The organism is Noviherbaspirillum massiliense JC206 (assembly GCF_000312045.1).
GTDB classification, from domain to species: domain Bacteria; phylum Pseudomonadota; class Gammaproteobacteria; order Burkholderiales; family Burkholderiaceae_D; genus Noviherbaspirillum; species Noviherbaspirillum massiliense.
In genome coordinates this window covers 2232425-2258478 of record NZ_HE978634.1, presented here as the reverse complement: position 1 = coordinate 2258478, position 26054 = coordinate 2232425, and the positions used below count along the sequence as shown (strand labels likewise).

General features: G+C 62.5%; 24 protein-coding genes and 1 pseudogene. 12 read left to right on the top strand and 13 right to left on the bottom strand.

Annotated elements, in window-relative coordinates; all coding sequences use genetic code 11:
- Positions 1-377 precede the first annotated feature (377 nt).
- Positions 378-776, bottom strand: coding sequence for a hypothetical protein (locus tag HGHM_RS11055; RefSeq protein ID WP_019141595.1), 399 nt, complete (start codon positions 774-776; stop codon positions 378-380).
- A 500-nt stretch (positions 777-1276) separates the two neighbouring features.
- On the opposite strand from HGHM_RS11055, the gene HGHM_RS11045 reads away from it, so the two are divergent.
- The 12 genes and pseudogenes from HGHM_RS11045 (at position 1277) to HGHM_RS10985 (ending at position 12428) form a co-directional block, all read left to right on the top strand.
- Complete coding sequence (locus tag HGHM_RS11045) at positions 1277-2284, top strand: sulfate ABC transporter substrate-binding protein (RefSeq protein WP_019141593.1); 1008 nt, start codon at positions 1277-1279, stop codon at positions 2282-2284.
- Between the two features lie 27 nt (positions 2285-2311).
- Complete coding sequence (gene ssuE / locus HGHM_RS11040; RefSeq protein ID WP_019141592.1) at positions 2312-2908, top strand: NADPH-dependent FMN reductase; 597 nt, start codon at positions 2312-2314, stop codon at positions 2906-2908.
- 111 nt (positions 2909-3019) lie between these two features.
- Positions 3020-4000, top strand: coding sequence for a sulfonate ABC transporter substrate-binding protein (locus HGHM_RS11035; protein WP_019141591.1), 981 nt, complete (start codon positions 3020-3022; stop codon positions 3998-4000).
- Positions 4001-4011: 11 nt separating this feature from the next.
- Positions 4012-5004, top strand: a pseudogene (locus HGHM_RS23175) (sulfonate ABC transporter substrate-binding protein).
- Between the two features lie 41 nt (positions 5005-5045).
- Positions 5046-6194, top strand: a complete 1149-nt coding sequence (gene ssuD / locus HGHM_RS11025) for an FMNH2-dependent alkanesulfonate monooxygenase (RefSeq protein ID WP_026075926.1) — start codon at positions 5046-5048, stop codon at positions 6192-6194.
- 9 nt (positions 6195-6203) lie between these two features.
- Positions 6204-7031, top strand: coding sequence for an aliphatic sulfonate ABC transporter permease SsuC (gene ssuC / locus HGHM_RS11020; protein WP_019141587.1), 828 nt, complete (start codon positions 6204-6206; stop codon positions 7029-7031).
- A gap of 33 nt (positions 7032-7064) precedes the next feature.
- On the top strand, positions 7065-7823 hold the full coding sequence (locus HGHM_RS11015; protein WP_019141586.1) for an ATP-binding cassette domain-containing protein: 759 nt from the start codon (positions 7065-7067) through the stop codon (positions 7821-7823).
- Positions 7824-7833: 10 nt separating this feature from the next.
- Positions 7834-8403 (top strand): RBBP9/YdeN family alpha/beta hydrolase, encoded by a 570-nt coding sequence (locus HGHM_RS11010; RefSeq protein ID WP_019141585.1) that lies wholly within the window; start codon positions 7834-7836, stop codon positions 8401-8403.
- 245 nt (positions 8404-8648) lie between these two features.
- A complete protein-coding gene (gene cysT / locus HGHM_RS11000; RefSeq protein ID WP_051155334.1) occupies positions 8649-9509 on the top strand; it encodes a sulfate ABC transporter permease subunit CysT in 861 nt (286 codons plus the stop codon).
- A 1-nt stretch (position 9510) separates the two neighbouring features.
- Positions 9511-10410, top strand: coding sequence for a sulfate ABC transporter permease subunit CysW (cysW, locus tag HGHM_RS10995; RefSeq protein WP_019141582.1), 900 nt, complete (start codon positions 9511-9513; stop codon positions 10408-10410).
- A 2-nt stretch (positions 10411-10412) separates the two neighbouring features.
- Complete coding sequence (locus tag HGHM_RS10990) at positions 10413-11483, top strand: sulfate/molybdate ABC transporter ATP-binding protein (protein ID WP_019141581.1); 1071 nt, start codon at positions 10413-10415, stop codon at positions 11481-11483.
- A gap of 18 nt (positions 11484-11501) precedes the next feature.
- On the top strand, positions 11502-12428 hold the full coding sequence (locus HGHM_RS10985) for a CysB family HTH-type transcriptional regulator (protein ID WP_019141580.1): 927 nt from the start codon (positions 11502-11504) through the stop codon (positions 12426-12428).
- A gap of 22 nt (positions 12429-12450) precedes the next feature.
- Here HGHM_RS10985 and HGHM_RS10980 read toward each other — a convergent pair whose 3' ends face one another.
- The 12 genes from HGHM_RS10980 to HGHM_RS10925 all read right to left on the bottom strand — a co-directional run bounded on the left by HGHM_RS10980 (position 12451) and on the right by HGHM_RS10925 (position 26031).
- Positions 12451-13548, bottom strand: a complete 1098-nt coding sequence (locus HGHM_RS10980; RefSeq protein WP_019141579.1) for a M48 family metallopeptidase — start codon at positions 13546-13548, stop codon at positions 12451-12453.
- Positions 13549-13563: 15 nt separating this feature from the next.
- Positions 13564-14013, bottom strand: coding sequence for a dUTP diphosphatase (gene dut, locus HGHM_RS10975; protein WP_019141578.1), 450 nt, complete (start codon positions 14011-14013; stop codon positions 13564-13566).
- Between the two features lie 55 nt (positions 14014-14068).
- Positions 14069-15256 (bottom strand): bifunctional phosphopantothenoylcysteine decarboxylase/phosphopantothenate--cysteine ligase CoaBC, encoded by a 1188-nt coding sequence (coaBC, locus tag HGHM_RS10970; protein WP_019141577.1) that lies wholly within the window; start codon positions 15254-15256, stop codon positions 14069-14071.
- A gap of 53 nt (positions 15257-15309) precedes the next feature.
- Positions 15310-15810, bottom strand: coding sequence for a signal peptidase II (gene lspA / locus HGHM_RS10965; protein WP_019141576.1), 501 nt, complete (start codon positions 15808-15810; stop codon positions 15310-15312).
- Between the two features lie 56 nt (positions 15811-15866).
- Positions 15867-18716 carry an isoleucine--tRNA ligase gene (gene ileS, locus HGHM_RS10960; RefSeq protein ID WP_019141575.1) on the bottom strand — a complete coding sequence of 950 codons (2850 nt, stop codon included), beginning with the start codon at positions 18714-18716 and terminating at the stop codon, positions 15867-15869.
- Between the two features lie 59 nt (positions 18717-18775).
- Positions 18776-19753: a bifunctional riboflavin kinase/FAD synthetase gene (locus HGHM_RS10955; RefSeq protein ID WP_019141574.1), complete on the bottom strand. Its 978-nt coding sequence runs from the start codon at positions 19751-19753 to the stop codon at positions 18776-18778.
- A 262-nt stretch (positions 19754-20015) separates the two neighbouring features.
- The gene (gene mnhG / locus HGHM_RS10950; RefSeq protein ID WP_019141573.1) at positions 20016-20336 is read right to left on the bottom strand and encodes a monovalent cation/H(+) antiporter subunit G; all 321 of its coding nucleotides are present in this window, start codon (positions 20334-20336) and stop codon (positions 20016-20018) included.
- Positions 20333-20617, bottom strand: coding sequence for a K+/H+ antiporter subunit F (locus tag HGHM_RS10945; RefSeq protein WP_019141572.1), 285 nt, complete (start codon positions 20615-20617; stop codon positions 20333-20335). The genes mnhG and HGHM_RS10945 overlap by 4 nt, the downstream gene beginning before the upstream one ends.
- Positions 20614-21099 (bottom strand): Na+/H+ antiporter subunit E, encoded by a 486-nt coding sequence (locus HGHM_RS10940; protein WP_026075923.1) that lies wholly within the window; start codon positions 21097-21099, stop codon positions 20614-20616. Before HGHM_RS10940 ends, HGHM_RS10945 begins: the two co-directional genes overlap by 4 nt.
- Positions 21096-22733: a monovalent cation/H+ antiporter subunit D gene (locus HGHM_RS10935; RefSeq protein WP_019141570.1), complete on the bottom strand. Its 1638-nt coding sequence runs from the start codon at positions 22731-22733 to the stop codon at positions 21096-21098. The genes HGHM_RS10940 and HGHM_RS10935 overlap by 4 nt, the downstream gene beginning before the upstream one ends.
- Entirely contained in the window at positions 22733-23074 is a 342-nt protein-coding gene (locus HGHM_RS10930; RefSeq protein ID WP_019141569.1) for a Na+/H+ antiporter subunit C, read from the bottom strand. Before HGHM_RS10930 ends, HGHM_RS10935 begins: the two co-directional genes overlap by 1 nt.
- Complete coding sequence (locus tag HGHM_RS10925) at positions 23074-26031, bottom strand: monovalent cation/H+ antiporter subunit A (RefSeq protein WP_019141568.1); 2958 nt, start codon at positions 26029-26031, stop codon at positions 23074-23076. Before HGHM_RS10925 ends, HGHM_RS10930 begins: the two co-directional genes overlap by 1 nt.
- Positions 26032-26054 lie beyond the last annotated feature (23 nt).

Here is a 26054-nt window from a genome sequence, read left to right as displayed (position 1 = left end):
CGCGCAGAGAAAAGAGCGTAGACATATTCAGTGTGCGGTTTGTTCTTTTGCAAATGCGGGAAGTGCAGTTCAATGAGGAGTCGAGCGGCGGGGCGCCAAGGCTTCAACCGGATGAAAACTGTGTTTTTCTTGATAAGGATCGGCCGAGGAAGCGGAAAGGCCGAGGCGGTGGGCAAGCACCGGCATTGCAACTATTGGTATTAAATTAACTGATAGCTGTTATTACCAAATGAAAGCGGAATTATGAATTGAGAAGAGATATATTTTTTCTGTCTCCTCCAACTCTTCTCGAGATTGGTTTGTGCCCGCCAGCGAAAGCATCGCGGGCTTTTTTTTGCCTGAAGAGATCAGGAGGAAGCGGCGGGCGATTGTCAGCTTTAGTGCAAAGCGTGCCAGAGCCATGCGAGCAGTCCCGTCAGAATCGGGACTGAAAAAACGCTGCAGCACAGCGCGATGAATCTCGGGCTGCGTGGCCAGGCCACTACGGTCGGGGACAGGGGATTGTAGAAGACTTCCACCGCGCATTTGAGGGGCCAGCGCCCCTGCAGCACCACCCGGGGATTGCGGCTATGAAGATAGGTATGGATCAAGGCATTGTTCCGTGCTTCATGGAAGGCGATCAGCAGAGCGCCATGGTCCGAGTCATCTCGCTGGGGCGGATGGCCTATCACGACGGCGTTGACCCGTCCCCAGTTATACCTGCGCCACACTTCGCGGGCTGCCGGGATGCACAGGGCAATCCAGGCCACCGCAGCAATGAAAAACCACATGTTCATGACGCTGTGCGTTGCCGATTGAATTGATAAAAAAGCGCATCGCTTTCAATCCCGGGCAAAACAGAACGTGGATCCGACAAGTCCTTGTTTTGTCTGGTTGAGGTCATCGATGCCGCTACGCAATATCGGGAAAGTGTACGCATAGCGGGACTGGATGTCTAATCGCAATGAAATGCCATTCTGGCTCGAGCACCTTCCCGAACAAGAATGTACGACGCTCAACGAAGATGGCAGCGCGGTTCTCCAGTCCTGCCTTGATTATGATCAAGGGAAAAATTTCCAACAAGATCATGAACTTGAGAAATCTTGCCCCAGCTTATCCACAGAATTGACCACAAGAATTGTGAGTAAGCCGGGCGTCAGAGGCGTGCCTCCCCGGACGCCGTCCACAAGCCATATTCGCAATCCTCATAAGACGCGGCAAAAGTATTCGTTCTTATTTTTTTGCCAGCTGTTTAGTCTGTCGACTCCGAAACGAACCACCATGAAGGAGAAGTCAGATGTTTTCGAAGTTATTCCTGCAGGCCGCCGCTGCCATCGCATTGCTGGCGCAATCGGCATACGCTGCGGACATCACTCTGCTCAACGTGTCGTATGACCCGACGCGCGAGCTGTACCAGGACATCAACCAGGCGTTCGCCAAGCAATGGAAGGCAAAGAGCGGGGATAACGTTACCGTCCGGCAGTCGCATGGCGGATCGGGCAAGCAGGCCCGGACCGTGATCGACGGACTGAATGCAGACGTATTGACGCTCGCGCTGGCCTACGATATTGATGCCGTTGCCGAGCACGGCCTGGTGGTGAAGGAATGGCAGAAGCGCCTGCCGAACAACAGCACGCCGTATTCGTCGACCATCGTCTTCCTGGTACGCAAGGGCAATCCGAAGGGCATCAAGGACTGGAGCGATCTGGCCAAGCCCGGCATCTCCGTCATTACCCCCAACCCCAAGACTTCGGGCGGCGCGCGCTGGAACTATCTCGCGGCATGGGGCTATGCGCTCAAGCAGCCGGGCGGCAATGATGCAAGTGCCCGCGACTTCGTCGGCAAGCTTTTCAGGAATGTGCCCGTGCTGGATTCCGGCGCCCGCGGCGCGACCACGACCTTTGTCGAACGCGGCATCGGCGATGTCCTGATTGCCTGGGAAAACGAGGCCCTGCTGGCAATCAAGGAACTCGGCCCGAACAAGTTCGACGTCGTCACGCCGCCGGTGAGCATCCTGGCCGAACCGCCGGTCGCCGTCGTCGACAAGGTGGTCGACAGGCGCGGCACCCGCAAGGTAGCGGAAGCCTATCTGCAGTATCTCTACACCGAAGAAGCCCAGGAAATCATTGCGAAGAACTATTACCGTCCGACCGTCGAGAAGGAAGCGAAGAAATATGCATCGCAGTTTCCGAAGCTGACCCTGTTCACCATTGATGACGTGTTCGGCGGCTGGACCAAGGCCCAGAAAGTTCACTTTGCCGACGGCGGCACTTTCGATCAAATCTATGAGCCGGGCAGGAAGTAAGCGGCCCGTATCTCGATCACGGGGACAATGATGACCTCCATTCTTCTCCTGGCCGGCAGTCCCTCGACGCCGTCCCGCTCGACCCGGCTGCTGCACTATGTTGGCGAGAGGCTGGCCGCCCTGGGCCACCGCCATCAGGCCTTGCATGTGCTCGACTTGCCGGCCCGGGCGCTGCTGCAAGCGGATTTCGGCGATGCCGGGATCATGGCGGCGAAGGCGCAAGTCGCACAGGCACACGCGGTGGTAGTGTCCACGCCGGTGTACAAGGCGGCATACAGCGGCATTCTCAAGGCATTTCTGGACGTTCTTCCGCAGGATGGCTTGTCCGGGAAGCTCGTGCTGCCGCTTGCGACCGGCGGCAGCCAGTCGCACATGCTTGCGCTGGATTACGCATTGCGCCCGGTGCTGTCGGCGCTCGGCGCAAGGTATGTCTTGCCGAGCATTTACGCAACCGACGCGCAAGTCAACTGGAGCGCCGGCGACGGATTGGCTCTCGACCCCGCGATTGCGCAACGCATTGCCACAGGCGTCGAGCATTTGTCCGCCAGTCTCCTGAGCCAGCGCTCCTCCGCTCAGGCCGAGACCGCATCGGCCTCCGTTCTCCGCATGCGATGTAACGCATAGCAAGCCCGCAGCTTCACCCATGTAATCCGGCGGTTCCGTCGCCGCACCACAACCGCTCCCCTGGAGCGGACGGGAGTTCTTTATTCAATTCAAAGCACAAAAAGGAAAGCCATGACCATCTTCAGCAACAGGCGCAATGACAGACGACGCACACTCGGCTTGCTGTCCGCAGCGATAGGAGGAGCCATGCTTGCGGCCTGGCCGGGAATCTCCCGGGCGCAAGCAAGCAAGGTGCTGCGCATCGGTTATCAGAAATACGGCACGCTCACCATCCTGAAGGGCCGCGGCACGCTCGACCGGCGCCTCGCCGAACAAGGCATCGAGGTGAAATGGATCGAATTTCCGGCGGGGCCGCAGCTGCTGGAAGGCCTGAACGTCGGCAGCATCGATTTCGGCACGGTGGGCGAGGCGCCGCCGATTTTTGCGCAGGCGGCAGGCGCCAACCTGGTGTATGTGGCGAATGAGCCGCCGGCACCGCTGGGCGAGGCGATCGTGGTTCCGAAGGGATCGCCGCTGAAAACCGTCGCCGACCTGAAGGGGAAAAAGGTCGCGCTCAACAAGGGATCGAATGTGCATTACCTCCTGGTGAAGGCACTGGAAAAGGCCGGGGTCGATTACAAGGACATCAATACGGTATTCCTGACTCCGGCCGATGCCCGCGCCGCCTTCGAGCGCGGCAGCGTGGATGCATGGGTGATCTGGGATCCGTTCCTGGCTGCAGCCGAAAGGCAGATCGGCGCGCGCATCGTGGTAGATGGCAAGGGGCTCGTCAGCAATCACCAGTTCTACCTCGCAGCGCGCCCGTATGCGGAAGCGAACCGGACCACTTTGCAGACAATCATCGAGGAACTCGCCAAGGTCGATGACTGGGGACGCCAGAACTACAGGGAAGTCGCCGCCATCCTCGCAGGGCAGATAGGGCTGGAGCCGGCAATTGTGGAACTGGCGGCCCAGCGCTACAGCTATGGCATCCGGCCTGTCAGTGCGGAAGTCATCCATGAGCAGCAGAAAATCGCAGATGTATTTGCCGGCCTGAAGCTGATTCCGAAAAAAATCAGCATCAAGGACGCCGTTCTGCCTGCAACACTCTAAAAGGCTCGCTCATGGATACATCATTCTCCTTGCGCAGAGCGCTCGCCGTCGCTGCCGCGGGCATCGTGGTAACGGCTTGCCTGATCCTTGCCGCCCGGCCGAGCTTTGCGGCGGATGAATTGCCGAAGCAGTTGCGGATCGGCTTTCAAAAGAGTTCCGTCAATCTCACGTTGCTGAAGCAGCGCAAGGCGCTGGAGCAACGCTTGCCCGGTGTGAGAGTTGCCTGGTTCGAATTCACCGCCGGCCCGCAACTGCTTGAGGCCTTATCAGTCGGTAGCATCGATTTCGGCATGACCGGAGACACGCCGCCGATCTTTGCGCAAGCCGCAGGCAGCAACCTGGTCTATGTCGGAGCGGAGCCGCCCAAGCCTGACAACAGCGCCATCCTTGTGAGGCAAGCGTCGCCCGTGCGAAGCGTGGCGGACCTGAAGGGAAGGAAGCTGGCCTTGCAGAAGGGATCGAGCGCCCACTATCTGACCGTGTGAGCACTCGAGCAGGCCGGTCTGCAATGGAATGACATCACCCCGGTCTATCTCGCCCCGGCCGATGCGCGTGCCGCATTCGAGCAGGGCAGTGTGGATGCATGGGCCATCTGGGATCCGTACTGGGCGGCAATTGAAAAAAGCCTGAACCCGCGCGTGCTGACGACGAGCAGGGGGCTGGTCAGCAATCACAGCTACTACCTTGCCAGCCGCGATTTCGCAAACCTGCATCCGGACATCATTGGCATCTTGTTTGACGAGCTGACCCGGAGTGACCTGTTCGTTCAGCAAAACCATGCCGAGGCGGTCCGGATCGTCGCTGGCAGTACCGGCCTCGATCCGGCAACGATCGATGTGTATATCCGTCGCCGCCCCCGCGCGCCGGTCGGCCCTTTGACTGCAGCGATGAGCGATGAACAGCAGGGAATCGCAGATGCCTTCTTCCGCCAGAAGCTGATACCGAAACCGATCCGCGTCAAGGACGTGTTCTGGCAGCCGCAAGGGAAAGCCGGATCCAACTGAAGCATCAAAAATACACAATACGAAAGGAATACATGATGAGTCTGAACGTTTTCTGGTTTCTTCCCACGCATGGCGACAGCCGCTATCTGGGCACGACGCGCGGCGCCCGCCCGGTCAATTACGACTACCTCAAACAGCTGGCCGTCGCCGCCGACACCCAGGGCTATGACGGCGTGCTGATCCCGACCGGACGCTCCTGCGAAGACCCATGGGTGGTGGCATCCAGCCTGATCGGCGCGACGAAGAATTTGAAATTCCTGGTCGCGATTCGTCCCGGTCTGAGCAGCCCGGGACTGGCGATACGGACCGCGGCGACATTCGACCGCTTGTCGAATGGGCGACTGCTGGTCAATGTCGTCACCGGCGGCGACCAGGCGGAACTGGAAGGGGATGGCCTGTTCGCCGATCATGAGTCGCGCTATGAAATCTCGTCGGAATTCCTGCGGGTCTGGCGCGCGGCGCTGGCTGGGGAAGGAGGCGACGCCGGCTTTCATTTCGAGGGCAAGCACATCAAGGTCAAGGGCGCGAAAACGCTTTACCCTGCCGTACAGAAGCCTTACCCGCCGCTGTATTTCGGCGGTTCTTCCGCGGCGGCGCATGATCTGGCGGCGGAGCAGGTGGATGTCTATCTCACCTGGGGCGAGCCGCCGGCAGCAGTCGCCGAGAAGATTGCGGATATCCGGGCAAGGGCTGCAAAGCATGGACGAACCCTGCGCTTCGGCATCCGGCTGCATGTCATCGTGCGCGAAACCAGCGAGGCGGCATGGAAGGCGGCTGACGAGCTGATCAGCCATCTCGATGATGACGTGATCGCTCGCGCGCAGGCGGCGTTTGCAAAAATGGATTCCGAGGGCCAGCGCCGCATGGCGGCCTTGCACGGTGGCCGGCGCGACAAGCTGGAAGTGTCGCCCAATCTCTGGGCCGGAGTGGGCCTGGTGCGCGGCGGTGCAGGCACTGCGCTGGTGGGCGATCCGGAGACCGTGGCGGCACGCATGAAGGAATATGCGGACCTGGGCATCGATACCTTCATCCTCTCCGGCTATCCGCACCTGGAGGAATCGTACCGGTTTGCGGAACTGGTTTTTCCCTTGCTCGGAAAAGGCGGACAGCAGGGAAAGCAGGACGCACTGACCGGACCGTTCGGCGAGGTGGTGGCGAACAGCCTTTATCCCAAAGTCTCGCAGAGCTGAGGAGGCAGCATGGCATTTCTCAATGCGAACGGGACCGCGGATGCGGTGCCGGCAAGGGAAGGACGATTGCCCTGGACACGGCGCACGCTGGATATCCTGACTGCGTGGGCGGTGCCGGTGGCATTGCTCATTGCCTGGCAGTTCGCCGCGCATATCGGGTGGCTATCCAGCCGGATCTTGCCCGAGCCGCTTGCCGTCGTCCGCGCCGGCTGGGAGCTTGGCGCTTCCGGGGAATTGTGGGGCCACCTCAGAACCAGTGCATGGCGTGCGCTGTCAGGGTTTGCGGTCGGCGGCGGACTAGGCTTGCTGCTCGGGCTGCTGACAGGCAGCTTCCGCAAGGCCGAAACCCTGCTGGATTCGACGCTCCAGATGATCCGCAACATCCCGGCACTGGCCCTGATCCCGCTGGTCATCCTCTGGTTCGGCATCGATGAAACGGCAAAGCTGTTCCTCGTATCGGTCGGCGTCTTCTTTCCCGTCTACCTCAATACCTTCCATGGCATCCGCACTGTGGACCAGGGCCTGGTCGAGATGGCGCGAAGCTACGGCTTGTCGGGATGGGCGCTGTACCGGGATGTCATCCTGCCCGGGGCGCTGCCTTCCATTCTGGTGGGCGTACGGTTTTCGCTTGGCCTGGTATGGGTGCTGCTGATCGTGTCGGAAACCATCTCCGCGCAGTCAGGCATCGGCTACATGACGATGAATGCGCGCGAATTCCTCCAGACTGACGTGGTGCTGGTCGGCATCCTCCTCTATGCGCTGCTCGGCAAGCTGGCTGATGTGCTGGCACGCAGGCTGGAACGCTATTGGCTGCGCTGGCATCCCGGATATCGATAAGCGCATGAACGCAATGAAAACGGAGAATCGCTCATGAAAATCAATCTGGCAGAACAGGAACAGCTGCACGCGGTCGCAGGCGCCCGCGGCGTGGCCATCGCATTGTCGGACTTGTCCAAGTCCTTCCCGGGAAGGCAGGTGCTGCGCTCCGTAAACCTCGACATCGCGGCGGGCGAATTCGTGGCAGTCGTCGGGCGCAGCGGTTGCGGCAAGAGCACATTGCTGCGTCTGATTGCAGGGCTTGAGAGCGCCACCGGAGGGAATATCGCAGTTACCCGGGGAACCGATGCGGTACCCAAGCCGGAAACCCGCATCATGTTCCAGGATGCGCGGCTGCTGCCCTGGAAGAAGGTCATCGATAACATTGCACTGGGGCTTCCGGCGGGTACCGGCAAGGCGACGCGTGCACTGCAGAACGTGGGGCTGCGGGACCGGGCCGGTGACTGGCCGGCAGCCTTGTCCGGCGGCCAGCGCCAGCGGGTCGCACTGGCGCGCGCGCTGGTGCATGACCCGGAACTGCTGTTGCTGGATGAACCGCTCGGTGCCCTCGATGCGCTCACCCGCATCGAAATGCAGCAACTGATCGAAACCCTTTGGCAGCAGCGCGGCTTTACCGCATTGCTGGTCACGCATGACGTGCAGGAAGCGATTGCGCTCGCCGACCGCGTCATTCTGATCGAGGACGGCGAGATCGCGCTCGATGTGAGGATCGAATTGCCCCGGCCCCGCGCGCGCGGAAGCGCGGCATTTGCGCGACTGGAAGAACGCATTCTGGCGCGGGTATTGAGATAGCCGGCCTGGCATGACGGTGCTGCAGTTTCCTGAGCGTCGGGTATTGCTCGTTCCCGGCCTGAACGGCAGCGGGCCGGCGCACTGGCAATCGCGCTGGCAACAATTGTTCCCGCATTTTGAACGAGTCGAGCAGGCGGACTGGAGTGTGCCGGACTTGGAAACATGGGCGGCCCGGGTAGGAGAGGAACTGGCCCGTTCAAGCCGGCCAACGTGGATCGCGGCGCATAGTTTCGGCTGCCTTGCTGTCGTGCGCCAGGCCCGCTTCCAATCGCCAAACCTTGCTGGCGCGCTGCTGGTGGCGCCAGCCGATCCGCATAAATTCGGGCTGGCGGATGCACTGCGCCATGCAAGGATGCCTTGCCCGGCAATTCTGGTCGGCAGCCTCAACGATCCATGGATGGCAAGCGCCGACGCTGCGGTGTGGGCAAGGCGATGGGGATGCGCCTTCGTCAATGCCGGTCGCGCGGGGCATATCAATGCCGATTCCGGGCTGGGAGACTGGGCCGACGGACTCGAACTCCTGTCCTGCCTGATCGATGCCGGAGACGCATTTGACTTCCGGAGACATGCAGCCGTCTAGCAAGCGGCGAGGCCCTGAACAGGCCTGGCGCAGTTCCCCGGAAAGCAATCCAGGCCCATCCCCGCGCCGCGCTCCGCGATGAAGGGCAAGCGGTTGGCCATGGTCCGATTTTCCAGGCGGCAGGTTTGCCCGCAGCGGCTTATTCAAAAAACGCTTATTGAAATACGAAAAAAATCGTTCTTTTTATAACGATGCAATGCAAATATTCGGCATCTATAGTTGCATTGGTAATAAAGAGAATGGTGATGCGGGTTCCTATACGAAGAAACAACGCTCGGGGAAGGGCGCCGGTGCTGCCGGGCTTTCATTTGTCCCTCGGATTTACGCTTTTGTACCTTGGCCTCATCGTCCTGATCCCGCTGTCGGCCATCCTGCTCAAGACGTCCGCCATGACCTGGGATGCCTTTGTGCATGCGGTGCTGGCGCCGCGGGTGCTGGCGTCCTACCGCCTGAGTTTTGGCGCCTCGTTCATTGCCGCGCTGCTGAATGTGTTGTTTGGCGCCGTCGTCGCCTGGGTGCTGGTGCGCTACCGCTTTCCAGGCAAGAAACTGATCGATGCCCTGGTCGACCTGCCGTTTGCCTTGCCGACCGCCGTGGCCGGGATCGCGCTGACAGCCCTGTATTCGCCGAACGGCTGGATCGGGCGCTATCTTGAAGCGTTCGGAATCAAGGTGGCATTTACCCCGCTCGGTGTCGTCGTCGCCCTGACCTTCATCGGCTTGCCCTTCGTCGTGCGTACCGTGCAGCCGGTGCTGGAGGAAGCCGAGCGCGAGCTGGAAGAGGCGGCGGCCAGCCTCGGCGCCAATCGGCTGCAGACGTTTTCCCGCGTGATCTTTCCGACCATCCTGCCGGCGCTGCTGACCGGCTTTGCGCTCGCATTTGCCCGCGCCACCGGCGAGTATGGTTCGGTGATCTTCATCGCCGGGAACATGCCGATGGTGTCCGAGATCGCGCCGCTTTTGATCATCACGAAACTGGAACAGTACGACTACACCGGCGCGACCGCGATTGCCCTCGTGATGCTGCTTGTCTCGTTCGGCCTGCTGTTCGCCATCAACCTGCTGCAAGCCTGGACCCGCAGGCGCGGCCAGGCGGAAGGAGTCTGAGATGACTGCAAGTGCTTCCACCTTGTCCCTGCCGCCGCGCGCCGAGCCGGAGCGCGCGCTTGCGGCGACGGTCGAACCCTTGTGGGTGCGCGCACTGCTGCTCGGCGTCGCACTCGCATTCCTCACCCTGTTCCTGTTTGTCCCCCTGATCGCGGTCTTCGCGGAAGCGTTCAGGAAAGGCTGGCAGGCGTATGTCGAGGCGATCGTCGAGCCGGATGCCCTGTCCGCCATCAGGCTGACCCTGCTGACGGCACTAATTGCCGTGCCGCTTAACCTGGTGTTTGGCGTGGCAGCGGCATGGACCATCGCGAAGTTCGAGTTTCGCGGCAAGTACCTCCTGCTCACCCTGATCGACTTGCCGTTCTCGGTGTCGCCGGTGATTTCCGGTCTGATCTACGTGCTGCTTTTTGGCGCGCAGGGATGGTTCGGGCCCTGGCTGCAGGAGCATGACATCCGGATTCTGTTTGCGGTGCCCGGCATCGTACTGGCGACGATTTTCGTCACCTTTCCTTTCGTGGCGCGCGAACTGATTCCCCTGATGCAGTCGCAGGGCAGGGACGAGGAGGAAGCGGCGCTCGTGCTTGGCGCGTCGGGATGGAAGACCTTCTGGCGCGTGACGCTGCCGAACATCAAGTGGGGTTTGCTGTACGGCGTGATTCTCTGCAATGCGCGCGCCATGGGCGAGTTCGGCGCGGTATCGGTAGTGTCCGGCCATATCCGTGGGCAGACCAACACCATGCCCTTGCAGGTGGAAATCCTCTACAACGAATACAACTTCGCGGCGGCATTTGCAATCGCCTCGCTGCTGGCCCTGCTGGCGCTGGTGACGCTGGCAGTCAAATCATTCATCGAGTGGCGCGCCAGCCGGGTGCAGGTGCTGCCGGCTTTTCAGGAGCATTGAGCATGGGAATCGAAGTCAGGAACATCAACAAGCATTTCGGCGAGTTCGTCGCGCTGGACGACGTGTCGCTGGATTTCTCGTCCGGCGAGCTGACAGCCTTGCTCGGTCCTTCCGGCTGCGGCAAGACCACGCTCCTGCGCATCATTGCAGGATTGGAACACGCGGATTCGGGACGGGTGCTGCTGGATGGCGAGGATGCGTCCGGCCGCCACGCCCGCGAGCGGCAGGTGGGTTTCGTATTCCAGCACTATGCCCTGTTCCGGCACATGAGCGTGTTCGAGAACATCGCCTTCGGCCTGCGCGTCAAGCCACGCAAGCAGCGGCCGTCGGAAGCCGAAATCCGCAGCAAGGTCATGCAATTGCTGGAGCTGGTGCAGCTGGACTGGCTGGCGGACCGTTTCCCTTCGCAGCTGTCGGGCGGCCAGCGCCAGCGCATCGCCCTCGCGCGCGCGCTCGCGGTCGAACCGCGCGTACTGCTGCTGGACGAGCCTTTTGGCGCGCTGGACGCGAAAGTGCGCAAGGAGTTGCGGCGCTGGCTGCGCCGCCTGCATGACGAACTGCATGTCACCAGCATTTTCGTCACGCACGACCAGGAAGAAGCGCTCGAAGTCGCGGACCGGGTCGTCCTGATGAACAAGGGCAAGGTCGAGCAGGCGGGCGCGCCGGACGAGGTCTACAGCCATCCGGCATCGCCTTTCGTCTACGGCTTCCTCGGCAACGTCAATCTGTTCCATGGCCGCGTGCATGAAGGCGTGCTGGAAGCGGCTGGTCAGGCATTCGCCGCGCCCGATCACGCCCGCACCCAGGATGCAAAAGGCATCGGCTTCGTGCGGCCGCACGACATTGAAGTCGATCGCTATGCACCGGGGGCCGAAGGCATCCTGGTGCAGCTGCGGCGCGCCCATGCAATTGGCCCGCTGGCCCAGCTCGAGCTCGAGCGCGAAGACGGCCCGGACACGATCGAGGCGGTGATCCCCGCCGAGCATTTCCGGCAGTTGCAGCTGAAGGAAGGCGAGACGCTGGTGGTGCGGCCGAAGCGGCTGCACGTCTTTGTCGACCGTCAGTCTTTGTAAGTTAGCAGGAGGCATCGCATGAATTTCCAGCAATTGCGTTCCGTGCGCGAGGCGGCGCGACGCGGTTTCAACCTGACCGAAGTCGCCAATGTGCTGTTTACCTCGCAGCCCGGCGTGAGCCGGCAAATCCGGGAACTGGAAGAGGAACTTGGCGTCGAGGTGTTCGAGCGCAACGGCAAGCGGCTGACAGGCCTGACCGAGCCGGGCAGGGGCATCTTGCAGATCATCGAACGCCTGCTGCTGGAGGCGGAAAACCTGCGCCAGGCCAGCCGGGAATACACGGGGGAAAAAACCGGCGTGCTGAAGATCGCGACTACCCACACCCAGGCGCGCTATGTGCTGCCGCGCGTGGTGCAGGGCTTCCGTGCTGCCTTCCCGCAGGTGCGCATCGCGCTCCAGCAGGGCACGCCGGAGCATATCGCCGAATGGGTCATTTCGGGCAAGGCGGACATTGCCATCGCCACCGAGGGCCTGAGCCGGTTCGACGAGCTGGTTTCCTTTCCGTGCTACAGCTGGAGTCACACAGTCGTCGTACCGCAGGATCATCCGCTGGCCTCGCGCACGCACATCAGGCTGCAGGACCTCGCGGCCTATCCGCTGATTACCTATGACATCGGTTTCACCGGCCGCAGCCATATCGACGAGGCCTTCCGGGAAGCAGGCATCGAGCCGGACATCGTCCTGACAGCCATGGACTCGGACGTGATCCAGCAGTATGTGGCGCTTGGAATGGGCGTGGGCATCATTGCTTCGATGGCGATCGACCAGAATCGCACGCAGGGCTTGCAGTCGATCGAGGCGGCCCACCTGTTTGCGCCGAATGTGGCGCGGCTGGCGGTAAGGCGCGGCGCCTACCTGCGCTCCTACATCTACGACTTCATCCTGCAGTTCGCGCCCGAACTGAAACGCGCCGAGATCGAGAATGCCTTGAGCGTCGGGTCCTAAAGCGAATTGATGGTCAATCCGCTCAGGGGAAGATGACTTTGTTGGCGGCGCGCTTGCTCCGGATGTCCGCAAGCGCCGTTTCCATGGCGGCCAGCCGGTAATCGGTAGCCGGGTGCAGTGCGGTATAGCTGTTGAGCATGCTCGCCGGGTATTCGCTCGCCATGCGCCGCCAGAACGGCACGACGTTGTCGATGCGATAGCCCGCGCGCGCCAGCATGTAGAGCGAAAGCTTGTCCGCCGCGGCATCGAAATCCTGCGGCATGGGCTTGAGGCCGGCCATGCCGCTCATGGTGCTCATGTCCGGATGTACCCGGATCAGGTTGTCGATGATGCCGCCTTCGGTGGCCACCATGCGCTGCTTGATGGCATGGCCGAGCGCGTTGTGCGCCATCTCCTTGGCAATCACATAGGCGAGCTCCTCATCCGAGCGGACCGCTTTCAGCATGCCGCGCGTGACCAGTACGCGGCGTCCGTCGGAATAGGCATTGACTATATCGGTATTGCCGAGTTCGATGCCGAATGCGCAGGCATTCGTGAGGGGAACGTTCAGCGTCATGCTTTCGCCGTTTCGCAGGATGCCGAGCTTGACGCTGGAGCGAGCGCTGACCAGTGGAGCGAGGATCGCCGCTGCTTCCCGCTCCGCGTTCGGCCCCTGCGGCAGCGGCTGCGCATCCACCGTGACAAGCGTATCGCCGCGCCGAACGCCGGCGCGGGCTGCACCACTGCCCGACAAGATATTCATGACCTGCAGGCGTTCACCCAAGCCGAGGATCCGCTCCGCTTCGTCCGTGTATTCGGCAGAATAGGAATACTTGGTTTTTGCGCTGAAGCCCAGGAGATTGCGGGCATTGCCCCGGCACAGTTCGGTATTGTTGACCAGCAGCGGCGCCGCGACGCGGTACAGGCGGTCCTGCTGCGTCACGAGCGACAGCAGCGCTTCTTCCTCGAGATTGGAAGGCGCGGTGACGGTTGGCACCTGCTCCTGCGGGACGCCGATGCCGGAAGGAGGAGCGACCGTTGCGCAGGCCGTGAGCAAGAGGGCGACCGGCAGCAGCGTCGTAACCTGGCTTGCGGCCAGGCGCCGCAGCGTGCGTGAAGCGAAAGTCCGTGTCCTGCGCATGAAGCCTCCTGTCGATCAGTGCTTTCCGGTGCTGCCGAATCCGCCGGCACCGCGTTCGCTGCTCGTGAATTCGTCCACGACATTGAACCCGACCTGCAACACCGGGACAATCACCAGCTGCGCCAGGCGCTCCATCGGATTCAGCGTGAATTCGGTTTGGCCGCGGTTCCAGGTCGATACCATTAACTGGCCCTGGTAGTCCGAATCGATCAGTCCGACCAGGTTGCCCAGCACGATGCCGTGCTTGTGGCCCAGGCCGCTGCGCGGCAGGATCATGGCGGCATAGCCGGGATCGCCGATATGGATGGCGAGCCCGGTGGGGATCAGATGCGTTTCTCCCGGACGGATGACGAGCGGGGCATCGATGCAGGCACGCAGATCAAGCCCGGCGCTGCCGCTTGTGGCATAGGACGGCATTTGTTCCCGCATGCGCGGGTCGAGGATTTTTACGTCGATGGTTTTCATGTTCTTTGACGGTAGGGGAAACGACTGCAAGGATGCGGGCATCCGGATTAATGGATCAGATGCGGCGCGCAATCTCTGCAACCAGCTGGCGCGCCAGCTGCTGCTTGTCCGCGCGCGGAAGCTGCAGATGGCCATGGTCATCGAACAGCACCAGTTCATTGTCATCCTTGCCAAAGGTGCGCGGTCCGATATTGCCAACCAGCAGGGGAATATCTTTCTTCCGGCGCTTTTCTTCTCCATGGCGCAGGAGCTGCTCCGATTCTGCTGCAAAGCCGACGCAGTAGGGCCGGTCGGGCAGGGCGGCGACCGCGGCGAGGATGTCGGGATTCTGTTCGAACTGCAGTTGCGGCATGCCGCCGTCGCTCTTCTTCAGCTTCTGCTCACGAACATTGGCCACGCGCCAGTCGGCGACCGCGGCCACCGCGATGAAGACATCCTTGCCGGTGACATGCGACATCACCACGTCATGCATCTGCTGCGCGGTATGGACATTGATGCGATGAACGCCATAGGGCGGGTTCAGCATGGTCGGGCCGGAAACCAGGGTCACGTCGGCGCCGGCTTCGCGGGCGGCGCGGGCAATGGCGTAGCCCATCTTGCCGGACGAGAGATTGGTAATCCCGCGCACCGGGTCGATCGGTTCGAAGGTCGGCCCGGCAGTAATCAGCACCTGCTTTCCGGCGAGGAGCTTGAGGGACAGTCCCGCAATCACTTCTTCCAGCAGGTATTCCGGCTCCAGCATGCGTCCCATGCCGGTTTCGCCGCAGGCCTGGTCGCCCGCTTCCGGGCCGAGGATACGGATGCCGTCGGCCTTGAGCTGGGCCAGGTTGCGCTGGGTGGCGGGGTTTTGCCACATTTCGACATTCATCGCCGGCGCTACCAGCAGCGGGACCGTCGCCGGGCGCGCCACGCAAAGGGTGGACAGCAGGTCGTCGCAGGCGCCATGCGCGAGCTTGAACATGAAATCCGCCGAGCAGGGCGCGATCACGATGGCGTCGGCATCACGCGTCAGGTCGATGTGCGGCATGTTGTTGGCGATGCGCGCATCCCACTGGTCGGTATAGACGGGATTGCCGGAGAGCGCTTGCATGGTGACCGGCGTGATGAATTGCATGGCCGCCTGCGTCATCACGACCTGCACGGAAGCGCCTGCCTTGACCAGGCCGCGCGCGAATTCGCCAGCCTTGTAGCAGGCAATGCCTCCGGTCAGGCCAAGAAGGATTCTTTTGCCAGCGAGATCCATTGATGCTCCAAGAATGAGGACGCGCTAGTGTAGCAGTTGCGCGGGCATGCCTGCTATTTGCGGACTCGCCGCAGTTCATCGTAGATGAACAGGGCCGCGCCGATGCAGATCGCGCTGTCGGCGACATTGAAGGCCGGCCAGTGCCATGCGCCGACGTGGAAATCGAGGAAGTCGATCACGTGTCCGTACAGCGTGCGGTCGATCACGTTGCCGATCGCGCCGCCGAGGATCAGCGCCAGCGCCCAGCAGAACAGCCGCTGGCCGGCATTACGCCGCAGCAGATGCACGATGAAAACCGCGGCGGCGATGCCGATCGCGGTAAAGAAATAACGCTGCCATCCGGATTCGGAGGCGAGAAAGCTGAAGGCCGCGCCCTTGTTATGGGCCAGCACCAGGTTGAAGAAAGAGGTGACTGTCAGGGATTCGCCAAACTGGAACATCCGGGCGATGGCGATCTTGGTGATCTGGTCGAACAGGATGACGATCGCCGAGATGCCGAGCCAGGGAGCAATGCTGGTGCTGGTGCGGAAGGAGAGGGTGTGTTTGTCTGCCATGTTGTGCCGTGTTGTTATGGGAAAGGCATGCCGGCTTGCGCCGGCATGCGGGACCGTCAGGCAAACTTGCGAGGTTCGCCCTTGCCGAACAGGTTGCTGACGCAGCGTCCGCAAATGCCAGGATGTTCGGGATGGCTGCCGACGTCGGCCCGATAATGCCAGCACCGCTCGCATTTCTGGTTGGGCGACGGTGTGACGAGCACCGCTTCCTCTGCTTCGCTGGCGACTTTCGTGATCATCGCCTGGGAAGTGATGAAGACGAATTTCACGTCTTCACCCAGGCTTTCCAGCAGCGCATATTTCTTGCCGCTCGCGCGGATTTCAATTTCCGCCTGCAGCGACGAGCCGATCTTGCCGGCCATGCGCACTTCTTCCAGTTGCTTCATGACTTCGGCGCGCAACTCGCGAAGGTCGGCGAACTTCTTCAGCAGTTCGTCGGAATCGGCGACCGAGGGCAGGGTGTAATAGATCTGCGTGAAGATGGTTTCGCCGCTGGCGGCATAGGTTTCCTTGTCCGCGAATACTGCCCAGGCTTCTTCCGCGGTGAAGGACAGCATCGGCGCCATCACGCGCAGGAGTGCGTTCGTGATGTGCCAGAGCGCGGTCTGCGACGAGCGGCGCGCGTGGGAAGTCGTGCGGCAGGTGTACAGCCGGTCCTTCAGGATGTCGAGGTAGAAGCCGCCGAGGTCTTCTGAGCAATACATCTGCAGCTTGGCTACCACCGGATGGAATTCGTAGGCTTCGAAATGCCTGCCGATTTCCTTCTGAAGTTCATCCATGCGTGCAATCGCGTAGCGGTCGATCTCGAGCATGTCCGCCACCGGGACCGCATCCTTGTTGATGTCGAAGTCGGAGGTGTTGGCGAGCAGGAAGCGCAGCGTATTGCGGATGCGCCGGTAGGCTTCCACCACCCGCTTGAGGATTTCATCGGAGATCGACAATTCGCCCGAATAATCGGTCGATGCCACCCACAGGCGCAGGATTTCCGCGCCCAGCGTGTCCGACACCTTCTGCGGCGCGACCACGTTGCCCTTGGACTTGGACATCTTCTTGCCTTCGCCGTCGACCACGAAGCCATGCGTCAGCAGCGCCTTGTAGGGCGGGCAGCGGTTGAGCATGGATGAAGTCAGCAGCGAGGAATGGAACCAGCCGCGGTGCTGGTCCGAGCCTTCCAGGTAGAGGTCGGCCGGGAATTGCGACTCGGCCGCATGCGAGCCGCGCAGCACCGTCTGATGGGTGGTGCCGGAATCGAACCAGACGTCGAGCGTATCCTTGTTCTTCACATACATCTCGGCATCGTGGCCGAGCAATTCCTTCGGATCGAGCGCATGCCAGGCTTCGATGCCGCCTTTCTCCACCCGCTGGGCGACCTGCTCCAGCAATTCCGGCGTACGAGGATGCAGTTCGCCGGTTTCCTTGTGCACGAAGAAGGCCATCGGCACGCCCCACTGGCGCTGGCGCGACAGGGTCCAGTCCGGACGGTTGGCGATCATGCCGTGCAGGCGCGCCTTGCCCCAGCTCGGATAGAAAGCGGTGGCATCGATGCCTTCGAGCGCGGTCTGGCGCAGCGTCGGGCCCTCATCCTTGGGTGTGATATCCATGCCGGCAAACCACTGCGAAGTCGCGCGATAGATGATCGGCGTCTTGTGCCGCCAGCAATGCATGTAACTGTGGTCGAACATCACCAGCTTGAACAGCGAACCGGCTTCCTCCAGCTTGCCGCAGATCGGCTTGGAGGCTTCCCAGATCGTCATGCCGCCGAACAGGGGCAGCCAGGATGCATACCGGCCGTCGCCCATCACCGGATTCAGGATGTCTTCATCCTTCATGCCGTGCGCCTTGCAGGAATTGAAGTCTTCCACGCCATAGGCCGGGGAGGAGTGGACGATGCCGGTGCCGGTGTCGAGCGTCACGTATTCGCCGAGATAGATCGGCGACAGGCGGTCGTAGCCCTTGTCAACCTTGGCAAGCGGATGATGGAAACGGATCATTGACAGCGCTTCGCCGCGGCAGGTGGCGATGATCCTGCCCTGCAGGCCATAGCGTTGCAGGCAGGATTCGACCAGGTCTTTCGCCAGCAGCAGCAGGGTCGGCTGGCCGTCGCGCTCGGTCTGGACCAGCGCGTATTCGAAATCCGGATGCGCATTCAGCGCCTGGTTGGCGGGAATCGTCCATGGCGTGGTGGTCCAGATCACCGCATAGCCGTGCTCGGTCGGCAGCTTGGGCAGGCCGAAAGCCTGGGCCAGCCGTTCCGGTTCGGCAAACGGGAAACCGACATCGATCGCCGGGTCGCGCTTGTCCTGGTATTCGACTTCCGCCTCCGCCAGCGCCGAGCCGCAGTCGAAGCACCAGTTGACCGGCTTCAGGCCGCGGTACACGTATCCCTTTTCCAGGATGGCGCCGAGCGCGCGGATTTCATCCGCTTCATTGCGGAAGTTCATCGTCTTGTAGGGATTGTCCCAGTCGCCCAGCACGCCCAGGCGGATGAAATCCTTCTTCTGGCGCTCGATCTGCTCGCTCGCATAGGCGCGCGACTTGGCCAGCACTTCCGCGGTCGGCAGATTCTTGCCGAACTGCTTCTCGATCTGGATCTCGATCGGCATGCCGTGGCAGTCCCAGCCCGGCACGTACTGCGCGTCGAAGCCGGCCATGTTGCGGGCCTTGACGATCATGTCCTTCAGGATCTTGTTGACGGCATGGCCGATGTGGATGTCGCCGTTGGCATAGGGCGGGCCGTCATGCAGGATGAACTTGGGCCGGTTCTTCGACGCCTCGCGGATGCGCTGGTAGATCTTTTTCTCCTGCCATTCCTTCACCCATTTCGGTTCGCGCTTGGCAAGATCGCCGCGCATCGGGAAGGCGGTTTCGGTCAGGTTGACCGGATACTTGTTTTTCTGTTCGGACATGGTGAGGTCAATTTCAAAAAATCGGTGGATCGGACAGGGATGGCTTGCATGTCTGATCGCTAAATTCGGTCGGTGGCGGAGACCACGCGCGCACTCTGCCGCTCGAAGTAGGCGCGCGCATTGCCGGCATCGCGCGCGATCGCATCGGTCAGCGTCTGCAGGTCGGCGTATTTTTCCTCGTCGCGCAGCTTCTGCAGGAATTCGACCCGGATCAGCTTGCCGTAGGCTTGTCCGTCGTAATCGAAGACATGCGTCTCCAGCAGCACCCGGCCGCTGTCTTCCACCGTCGGCCGCACGCCGAAGCTGGCCACGCCTGGCAGCGGGCGGTCGGCCAGGCCATGTACCTGCACCACGAAGATGCCGGACAGGGCGGGGCGCTTGTGTGCGATGCGCAGGTTCATGGTCGGAAAGCCGATCGTGCGTCCCAGCTTCTTGCCATGAATGACATGGCCGGATATTGCATAGGGATGGCCGAGCAATTCCTTCGCCAGCGAGAAATCACTCCGGGCCAGCGCCGTCCGCACCGCCGAGGAAGAGATGCGCTCGCCTTGGTTGGTCACTGCCGGCAGCGCTTCCACCTGAAAGCCGAATTTCTTGCCGGCTTCGACCAGCAGGGCGACATTGCCGGCGCGCCTGGCGCCAAAGCAGAAGTCTTCGCCTACCATCAGCCATTTCACGTGCAAGCCCTGCACCAGGATCTTTTCAATGAATTCTTCGGGCGCCAGGGAGGCAAAGTGGGCATTGAAATGTTCGACGATCACCCGGTCTATGCCTGCATTCGACAGGGATTGCAGTTTGTCGCGCAGGTTGGCGATGCGCACCGGTGCTTTTGACGGATCGCCTGCGAGGCGTGCGAAAAACTCGCGCGGATGCGGTTCGAAGGTCATCACCGCCGCTTCCACTCCCAGTCGGGTTGCCGCATCGCGCACGTGCGCCAGCAAGGCTTGATGCCCGCGATGCACGCCATCGAAGTTGCCGATCGTAAGCGCGCAGGGCGCCCGCGACACGGCATTGGGAAGTCCGCGAAATACCTTCATACGGTTTTGCCGGGAAAACAATCGCAAAACCTTGGATTATAAATGCTTTCCACCGGTTTTCTTTTTCGCACCAGGATCGCAGCATTGGGAAATGTCATCCCGAACATGACGGGATGACAATCGCCGGCGACCCGGCATCTGTGAGCGCCGGGGACGAAATTGTCGTCTTCACATCAAGAACACTCATTATTCAGGTATGGCCGACTGACCGGAAATCAATGGGCGGCAATCATGCCGCATGGACTTTTCAGGACAGGCGCGCTCATTCCGCGCTGCGGCGGTGCCGGTAGATCGCCGCCTGCATCAGCAGCAGTGCCGTCACCGGGGAAGTCAGGACGATGAAAAGGCTGATCAGGATCTGCTGCAGTACCAGCCGCTGTTCCTGTGCGGAACTCACCAGCATCGACGCCAGGAGCACGCAGCCGATTCCCAGTGTGTTGCCCATGGTAGGGCCATGCATCCGCGCAAAGAAATCGGGCAGCCGCAACAGGCCGAACGAGCCGATCAGCGCCAGCAGGCCACCCGCCACCAGCAGGATGGAGGCGGGCAGCGCTGCCCAGAGGGGGATGGCTGCCGTCGTCATGGCTCGATCACCTCCCCGCGCAGCAGGAATTTCGCCATCGCCGCGGAACCGACGAAACCGAACAATGCGATGATCAGCGCGATATCGAAATACACGCTGGAGCCGAATCGAATGCCCAGTGTCAGCACCGTCAGCATGCCATTGGCATACAGGGTGTCCAGCGCCAGCACCCGGTCCTGCGCGGTCGGCCCGCCCACCAGGCGGATGGCCGCGCAAAGGATTCCCAGCGCAAAAGCAATCAGGGCGAAGCTGCTTGCCCAGGAAAGCATCATCATGTTCATTCGAAAATCTCCATCAGCGGGCGTTCATAACGGTGCTTGATCGTGCGAACCCAGGCTTCCTCGTCCAGCAATTCCAGCACATGCAGCCTGAGCGTGCCGCCATCCGGCGACAGGCCGGACCAAACGGTTCCCGGTGTCGCGGTGATGATGCAGGCCAGCATCGCCAGGCCGTGCGGATCGCGCAGGTCCAGCGGAATTTCCATGAAGCCTGCATGCGCGCGCCGCTCCTTTCCTCCCAAGATCATGCCGGCGACGGCGATATTCGATTTGACGATGTCGACCAGCACCCGGAACAGCAGCGCGATCGCCACCCCCAGCCGGCGCGGCCGCGCGCGCAGCGGGCGCATCGCGGCGACGGCGGCCGACAGCGCGACGGCCAGCGCCAGGCCGAGCACGATCTGGCCGGGTGCCAGCGTATCGTTGAGCAGCAGCCAGATCAGTACGAGAAATGCCGTCAGCAGGGGAAAGCGCATGCGCTTCATGGTTGCGCTCCCGGCACCGGCTGGCCCATGGGGCTGGCCGACAGTACTGCATCGATATAGGTGCGCGGCGTGTACAGGGAGTTCCCGGTAGCGCCGAGATAGTCGGTCACCGGCCCCGCTTGTACCGCAAGTGCGGCACACAGCAGGACCAGGAAGGCGACTGGGCCGGCTTCGATGACCCGCAGTCTGGGCTTGATGCGCTCGCTCGCACCCCAGAATATTCGCGTGCCCATCCTGCTCAGGGCAACGATGCCCACCAGTCCGGATGCCAGCACGGCGGCCGTCAGCACCCATGCCGATGCCGTCGGCGTTCCGGCAGACGGCCAGCCGAGCGCCGCGGACAGCATCCAGAATTTGGCGACGAAGCCGGACAAGGGCGGCAGGCCGGTGACCAGCAGCGCACAGGAAATGAAGGCCAGGCCGAGAAACGCCATCGCCGCCGGAATGACCGTGCCCACCACTTCGTCCGGCCGGTCGGGATCGAGCGGCTCTTCGACGCCGAAGGATTCGAAGGTCACTGCCAGGATATTCGCACCGAAGGGTCGGCTGCGTTCGATCATCTCGGACAGCAGGAAGAAGGCACCGGTGGTCAGGACCGAGCTGATCAGGTAGAACAGGGTCGGGCCGACCATGCCCGCATCGCCCAGCCCCAGGGCCGCCAGCAGCGTGCCGGAGGATACGAGCACGGAATATGAGGTCAGTTGCTGGGGCTGTTGCGCGGTCAGCATCGCCACGGAACCGAAGGCGAGCGTAGCCAGCCCGATCGGCCATAGCCATCCGGTGTCGAACGGCGCAGTCGTTCCCGCCTCGGACAGGAGCGCGGTCAGGCGCAGCAGGGCATACACGCCGACCTTGGTGGTGATCGAGAATACCGCCGCCACCGGCGCGGCCGCCGTGCCGTAGGCGGCAGGCAGCCAGAAGTTCAGGGGCCAGGCGCCGGCCTTGACCAGGAAGGCCACGCCGAGGATGGCGGTGCCGAGTTCGCACAGCACGCGGTCGCCCCCCTGCAGTTGCGGGAAGCGCACCGCCAGGTGTGCCATGTTCAGGGTTCCGCTCACGCCGTAGATGAGGGCGACCCCGATCAGGAAGAGGAAGGAGGCTGCCAGGTTTACCGCGATGTAGTGCAGGCCGGCCTTTACCCTGGGCGCGCCGGAGCCGTGCAGCATCAGGCCGTAGGAAGCCGCAAGCAGCACTTCGAAGAACACGAACAGGTTGAACAGGTCGCCGGTCAGGAATGCGCCGTTGATACCCATCAGCAGGAACTGGAACAGCGGATGGAAATGCACTCCGAGCCGGTCCCAGCGCGCCAGCGAATACAGCAGCGACGCCGTGGCCAGCACCGCGGTCAGCGCGAGCATGACTGCCGCCAGACGGTCTGCTACCAGCACGATGCCGAAAGGCGCGCGCCAGCCGCCGAGCAGATAGACGGCGATGCCTTCAGGCCAGACGTCGGGAAAAATCCCGCCGGCCATGCCCAGCAGCGCGATCGCCGCCGCCAGTTGCAGGAAGGTCGAACAGAGCGCGATCGCTGCACGCAGGGTGCGCCGGCTCTCGCCCAGGAACAGCATTGCCGTGCCGGCCGCCAGCGGCAGCAGGATGGGGAGAATGGGGAGGTGCCGCAGCCAGTCGATCATCAGTCGGGCTCCTGGCCATCGACATGGTCGGTGCCCGTCAGCCCGCGGGAAGCCAGCAGCACCACCAGGAACAGCGCGGTCGTGGCAAAGCCGATCACGATCGCCGTTAGCACCAGGGCCTGCGGCAGCGGGTCCGCATACAGGGAGGGCTCGGCCGCCTCACCAACGTCGACGATAGGCGCACGCCCGATCGTCAGCCTGCCCATGCCGAAGATGAACAGGTTCACCGCATAGGACAGCAGTGAAAGCCCCATGATGACCTGGAAAGTACGCGGCCGCAGCAGCAGCCACACGCCGGAACTGGTCAGCACGCCGATTGCCATTGCATAAATGATTTCCATCAGCTTCCTCGAGCAGTCTTTGCTTGGAGTCCGGCCTCCGCCTCCGCACTGGCTTCGGGCAGGGGCACTGCCTTGCGATGGGTGCGCAGGGACTGGTGCGCCAGCGCCACCAGGATCAGCACCGTTGCGCCGACCACCAGCATGTATACGCCCAGGTCGAACAGCAGAACGGTGGACAGGTGCAATTCGCCGAGCAGCGGCAGCGTGGCATCCCAGGTCAGCGCGGACAGGAAGGCGCGTGCCGACAGCCATGCCAGCAGGCCGGCGCCCATCGCGCAGAACAGGCCGGCAGCGATCCAGTACTGGGGATGGATGCGGGTACGCGACTCCGCCCATACCGTGCCGCCGACCATGTATTGCAGGATGACGGCGGTGGCCATCACCAGACCGCCGACAAAGCCGCCTCCGGGCACGTTATGTCCGCGCAGAAGGAAAAACACCGATACCATTCCGGCGATCGGCAGCAGCAACCGCACCAGCACCGCCGGCAGCATCATCTGGCCCGCGGGCAGCTGCGCATGCGGGTCGGGCGCCGATGCGGCCTCGGCCAGCTCGCCCTGGCCCGGGACGCGCTGCTGACGCGGCAGGGCGATGCTCTCCCGTGCGGGGCGGAAGCGCCGCAGCAATGCATAAACCGTCAGCGCGACGATTCCCAGCACCGTGATTTCACCCATCGTATCGAAGCCGCGGAAATCCACCAGGATCACGTTGACGGCATTGGCGCCGCCGCCCAGCGGCAAGGCATTCTCGACGAAGAAGGGGCCAATGCCGCCGTTCAACTGCCGCGTCAGCACCGTATACGCCAGTGCCGCCATACCCGCGCCGACCACGATGGACAGCACCAGATCGCGGATGCGCCGGCTGCGGTCGCGCAAGCGCGCCTGCGGACTGCGCGGCTTGCGCAGGTTGTGCTCGATCCGCTGCGGCAGCCAGCGCAGACCGAGCAGGATCAGGACCACCGTCACCACTTCCACCGCAAGTTGCGTCAGTGCCAGGTCAGGCGCCGAGAACCAGACGAAGGTCAGACAGGTGGCCAGCCCGGCGCCACCCGCAAGAATCAGTGCGGCCATGCGTTCGTACTTCGACTTCAACACGGTGCCGATCGCGCAGGCCGCGCCTGCGATCCACATCAGTGCGAACGCCGGATCCGCCGGCGACACCGGCAAGTCGCCGGACGGCAAGCCTTTTCGCCATAGCGGCGTCAGCGCGATCAGAAAGGCGACGCCGACCAGCAGCAGCAACTGCGCCTGCATGCGTTCCGAGGACAGCAGTTGCGTCATCCGGTTCGCCGCCGAGGTCAGGCTGTTCAGCAGGAATTCAAACACGCGCTTGCCGTCGAAGGGATCGATCAGCGGCGCGACGCCGGGCGCACGACGCTGGTACTTGCCCAGCAGCCGGTACAGCGCGATGCCGCCGGCCATGGCCAGCAGGCTCATCATCAGCGGCAGATTCCAGCCATGCCATACCGCCAGGCTGTACGACGGCAGGTCCGGTCCCAGCACCGCCCGGGCGGCGTCCCGCAGGAGCGGGCCGACGGTCTGTTCCGGCAGCATGCCGATCACCAGGCAGGCCATGACCAGCAGCGCGCTGGGAAACAGCATCCAGAGCGGCGGCTCGTGCGGCTTTCGCGGCAGATCCTGCGCGGGCGGGCCGAAAAACACCTGCAGGATGAAGCGCAGCGAATAGGCAACGCTGAACGTGCTCGCGATCACCGCGATTGCGGGCAGGCCGAATTCGATGGCCTGGTTGCTGCTGATGAAAACCGTCTCGGCGAAGAACATTTCCTTGGAGATGAAGCCGTTGAGCAGCGGCACGCCCGCCATCGAGGCGGCGGCGACGATCGCCAGCGTGGCGGTGATCGGCATCGCATGGCGCAACCCGGACAGGCGTGTCAGGTCGCGCGTGCCGGTCTCATGGTCGACCATGCCCGCCGCCATGAACAGCGAAGCCTTGAAGGTGGCATGGTTGGCGATATGGAAAATCGCGGCCACCAGCGCAAGCGGGCTGTTCAAGCCGAGCAGCAAGGTGATGAGGCCCAGGTGACTGATGGTGGAATAGGCCAGCACGCCTTTCATGTCCAGCTGGAACATCGCGGCGTAGGCGCCCAGAACCAGCGAGCACAGGCCGGCGCCGCCGATGATCCAGAACCAGGCTTCGGTGCCGGACAGCACCGGCCACAGGCGCACCAGCAGGAATACCCCGGCCTTGACCATGGTCGCCGAATGCAGGTAGGCCGATACCGGCGTGGGCGCGGCCATCGCATGCGGCAGCCAGAAATGGAAGGGGAATTGCGCACTTTTGGTGAGCGCGCCCAGCGCAACCAGGACCAGTGCCGCCATATACCAGGGATGCGTGCGAATCCGATCTGCCGAAGCCAGGACTGCATCCAGGTCGTAACTGCCGGCAATGCGTCCCAGTATCAGGACGCCCGCCAGCAGGCACAGGCCGCCAGCGGCGGTGACGGCCAATGCCATGCGCGCCCCGCGCCGGGCATCGACGCGATGATGCCAGTAGGCGATGAGCATGAAGGAGGCGAGGCTGGTCAGTTCCCAGAACAGCACCATCTGGATCAGGTTGCCGGATAACACCACACCCAGCATGGCGCCCATGAACGCGAGGAAAAAGGAGAAAAAGCGCGGTACCGGATCCTGCGGCGACATGTAGTAGCGCGCATAGATTGCCACCAGCACGCCCATTACCGCCACCAGCATGGTGAACAGCCAGGCATAGCCATCCATGCGCAGTGAAAATTCCAGGCCGAGCGCAGGCGCCCACGGCAAGACCTCGCGCACCACGCCGCCGCCAATCACCTGCGGATACAGCGCGGCGGCGAGCACGGTGCAGCACAAGGCCACAGCGCCCGCGAGCCACGCTTCAGAGTTGCGGGCATTGGACGGCAGGAAGGCCGCACACACACTGCCCGCAAACGGGAGAAGGATGATCCAGCCTAATGACATGATGCGCGGATTTTATCATCTGC

Bases quoted from the DNA above. Each gene is read 5' to 3' on its own strand.
- HGHM_RS11055 (WP_019141595.1), bottom strand. From the start codon at position 776: ATGAACATGTGGTTTTTCATTGCTGCGGTGGCCTGGATTGCCCTGTGC.
- HGHM_RS10925 (WP_019141568.1), bottom strand. From the start codon at position 26,031: ATGTCATTAGGCTGGATCATCCTTCTCCCGTTTGCGGGCAGTGTGTGT.
- HGHM_RS10985 (WP_019141580.1), top strand. From the start codon at position 11,502: ATGAATTTCCAGCAATTGCGTTCCGTGCGCGAGGCGGCGCGACGCGGT.
- HGHM_RS10945 (WP_019141572.1), bottom strand. From the start codon at position 20,617: ATGAACATGATGATGCTTTCCTGGGCAAGCAGCTTCGCCCTGATTGCT.
- ileS (WP_019141575.1), bottom strand. From the start codon at position 18,716: ATGTCCGAACAGAAAAACAAGTATCCGGTCAACCTGACCGAAACCGCC.
- cysT (WP_051155334.1), top strand. From the start codon at position 8,649: ATGCGGGTTCCTATACGAAGAAACAACGCTCGGGGAAGGGCGCCGGTG.
- HGHM_RS10990 (WP_019141581.1), top strand. From the start codon at position 10,413: ATGGGAATCGAAGTCAGGAACATCAACAAGCATTTCGGCGAGTTCGTC.
- mnhG (WP_019141573.1), bottom strand. From the start codon at position 20,336: ATGACGACGGCAGCCATCCCCCTCTGGGCAGCGCTGCCCGCCTCCATC.
- ssuC (WP_019141587.1), top strand. From the start codon at position 6,204: ATGGCATTTCTCAATGCGAACGGGACCGCGGATGCGGTGCCGGCAAGG.
- HGHM_RS10980 (WP_019141579.1), bottom strand. From the start codon at position 13,548: ATGCGCAGGACACGGACTTTCGCTTCACGCACGCTGCGGCGCCTGGCC.
- ssuE (WP_019141592.1), top strand. From the start codon at position 2,312: ATGATGACCTCCATTCTTCTCCTGGCCGGCAGTCCCTCGACGCCGTCC.
- HGHM_RS11015 (WP_019141586.1), top strand. From the start codon at position 7,065: ATGAAAATCAATCTGGCAGAACAGGAACAGCTGCACGCGGTCGCAGGC.
- HGHM_RS10955 (WP_019141574.1), bottom strand. From the start codon at position 19,753: ATGAAGGTATTTCGCGGACTTCCCAATGCCGTGTCGCGGGCGCCCTGC.
- HGHM_RS10940 (WP_026075923.1), bottom strand. From the start codon at position 21,099: ATGAAGCGCATGCGCTTTCCCCTGCTGACGGCATTTCTCGTACTGATC.
- dut (WP_019141578.1), bottom strand. From the start codon at position 14,013: ATGAAAACCATCGACGTAAAAATCCTCGACCCGCGCATGCGGGAACAA.
- lspA (WP_019141576.1), bottom strand. From the start codon at position 15,810: ATGGCAGACAAACACACCCTCTCCTTCCGCACCAGCACCAGCATTGCT.
- coaBC (WP_019141577.1), bottom strand. From the start codon at position 15,256: ATGGATCTCGCTGGCAAAAGAATCCTTCTTGGCCTGACCGGAGGCATT.
- HGHM_RS10930 (WP_019141569.1), bottom strand. From the start codon at position 23,074: ATGGAAATCATTTATGCAATGGCAATCGGCGTGCTGACCAGTTCCGGC.
- HGHM_RS10935 (WP_019141570.1), bottom strand. From the start codon at position 22,733: ATGATCGACTGGCTGCGGCACCTCCCCATTCTCCCCATCCTGCTGCCG.
- HGHM_RS11010 (WP_019141585.1), top strand. From the start codon at position 7,834: ATGACGGTGCTGCAGTTTCCTGAGCGTCGGGTATTGCTCGTTCCCGGC.
- HGHM_RS11045 (WP_019141593.1), top strand. From the start codon at position 1,277: ATGTTTTCGAAGTTATTCCTGCAGGCCGCCGCTGCCATCGCATTGCTG.
- HGHM_RS11035 (WP_019141591.1), top strand. From the start codon at position 3,020: ATGACCATCTTCAGCAACAGGCGCAATGACAGACGACGCACACTCGGC.
- cysW (WP_019141582.1), top strand. From the start codon at position 9,511: ATGACTGCAAGTGCTTCCACCTTGTCCCTGCCGCCGCGCGCCGAGCCG.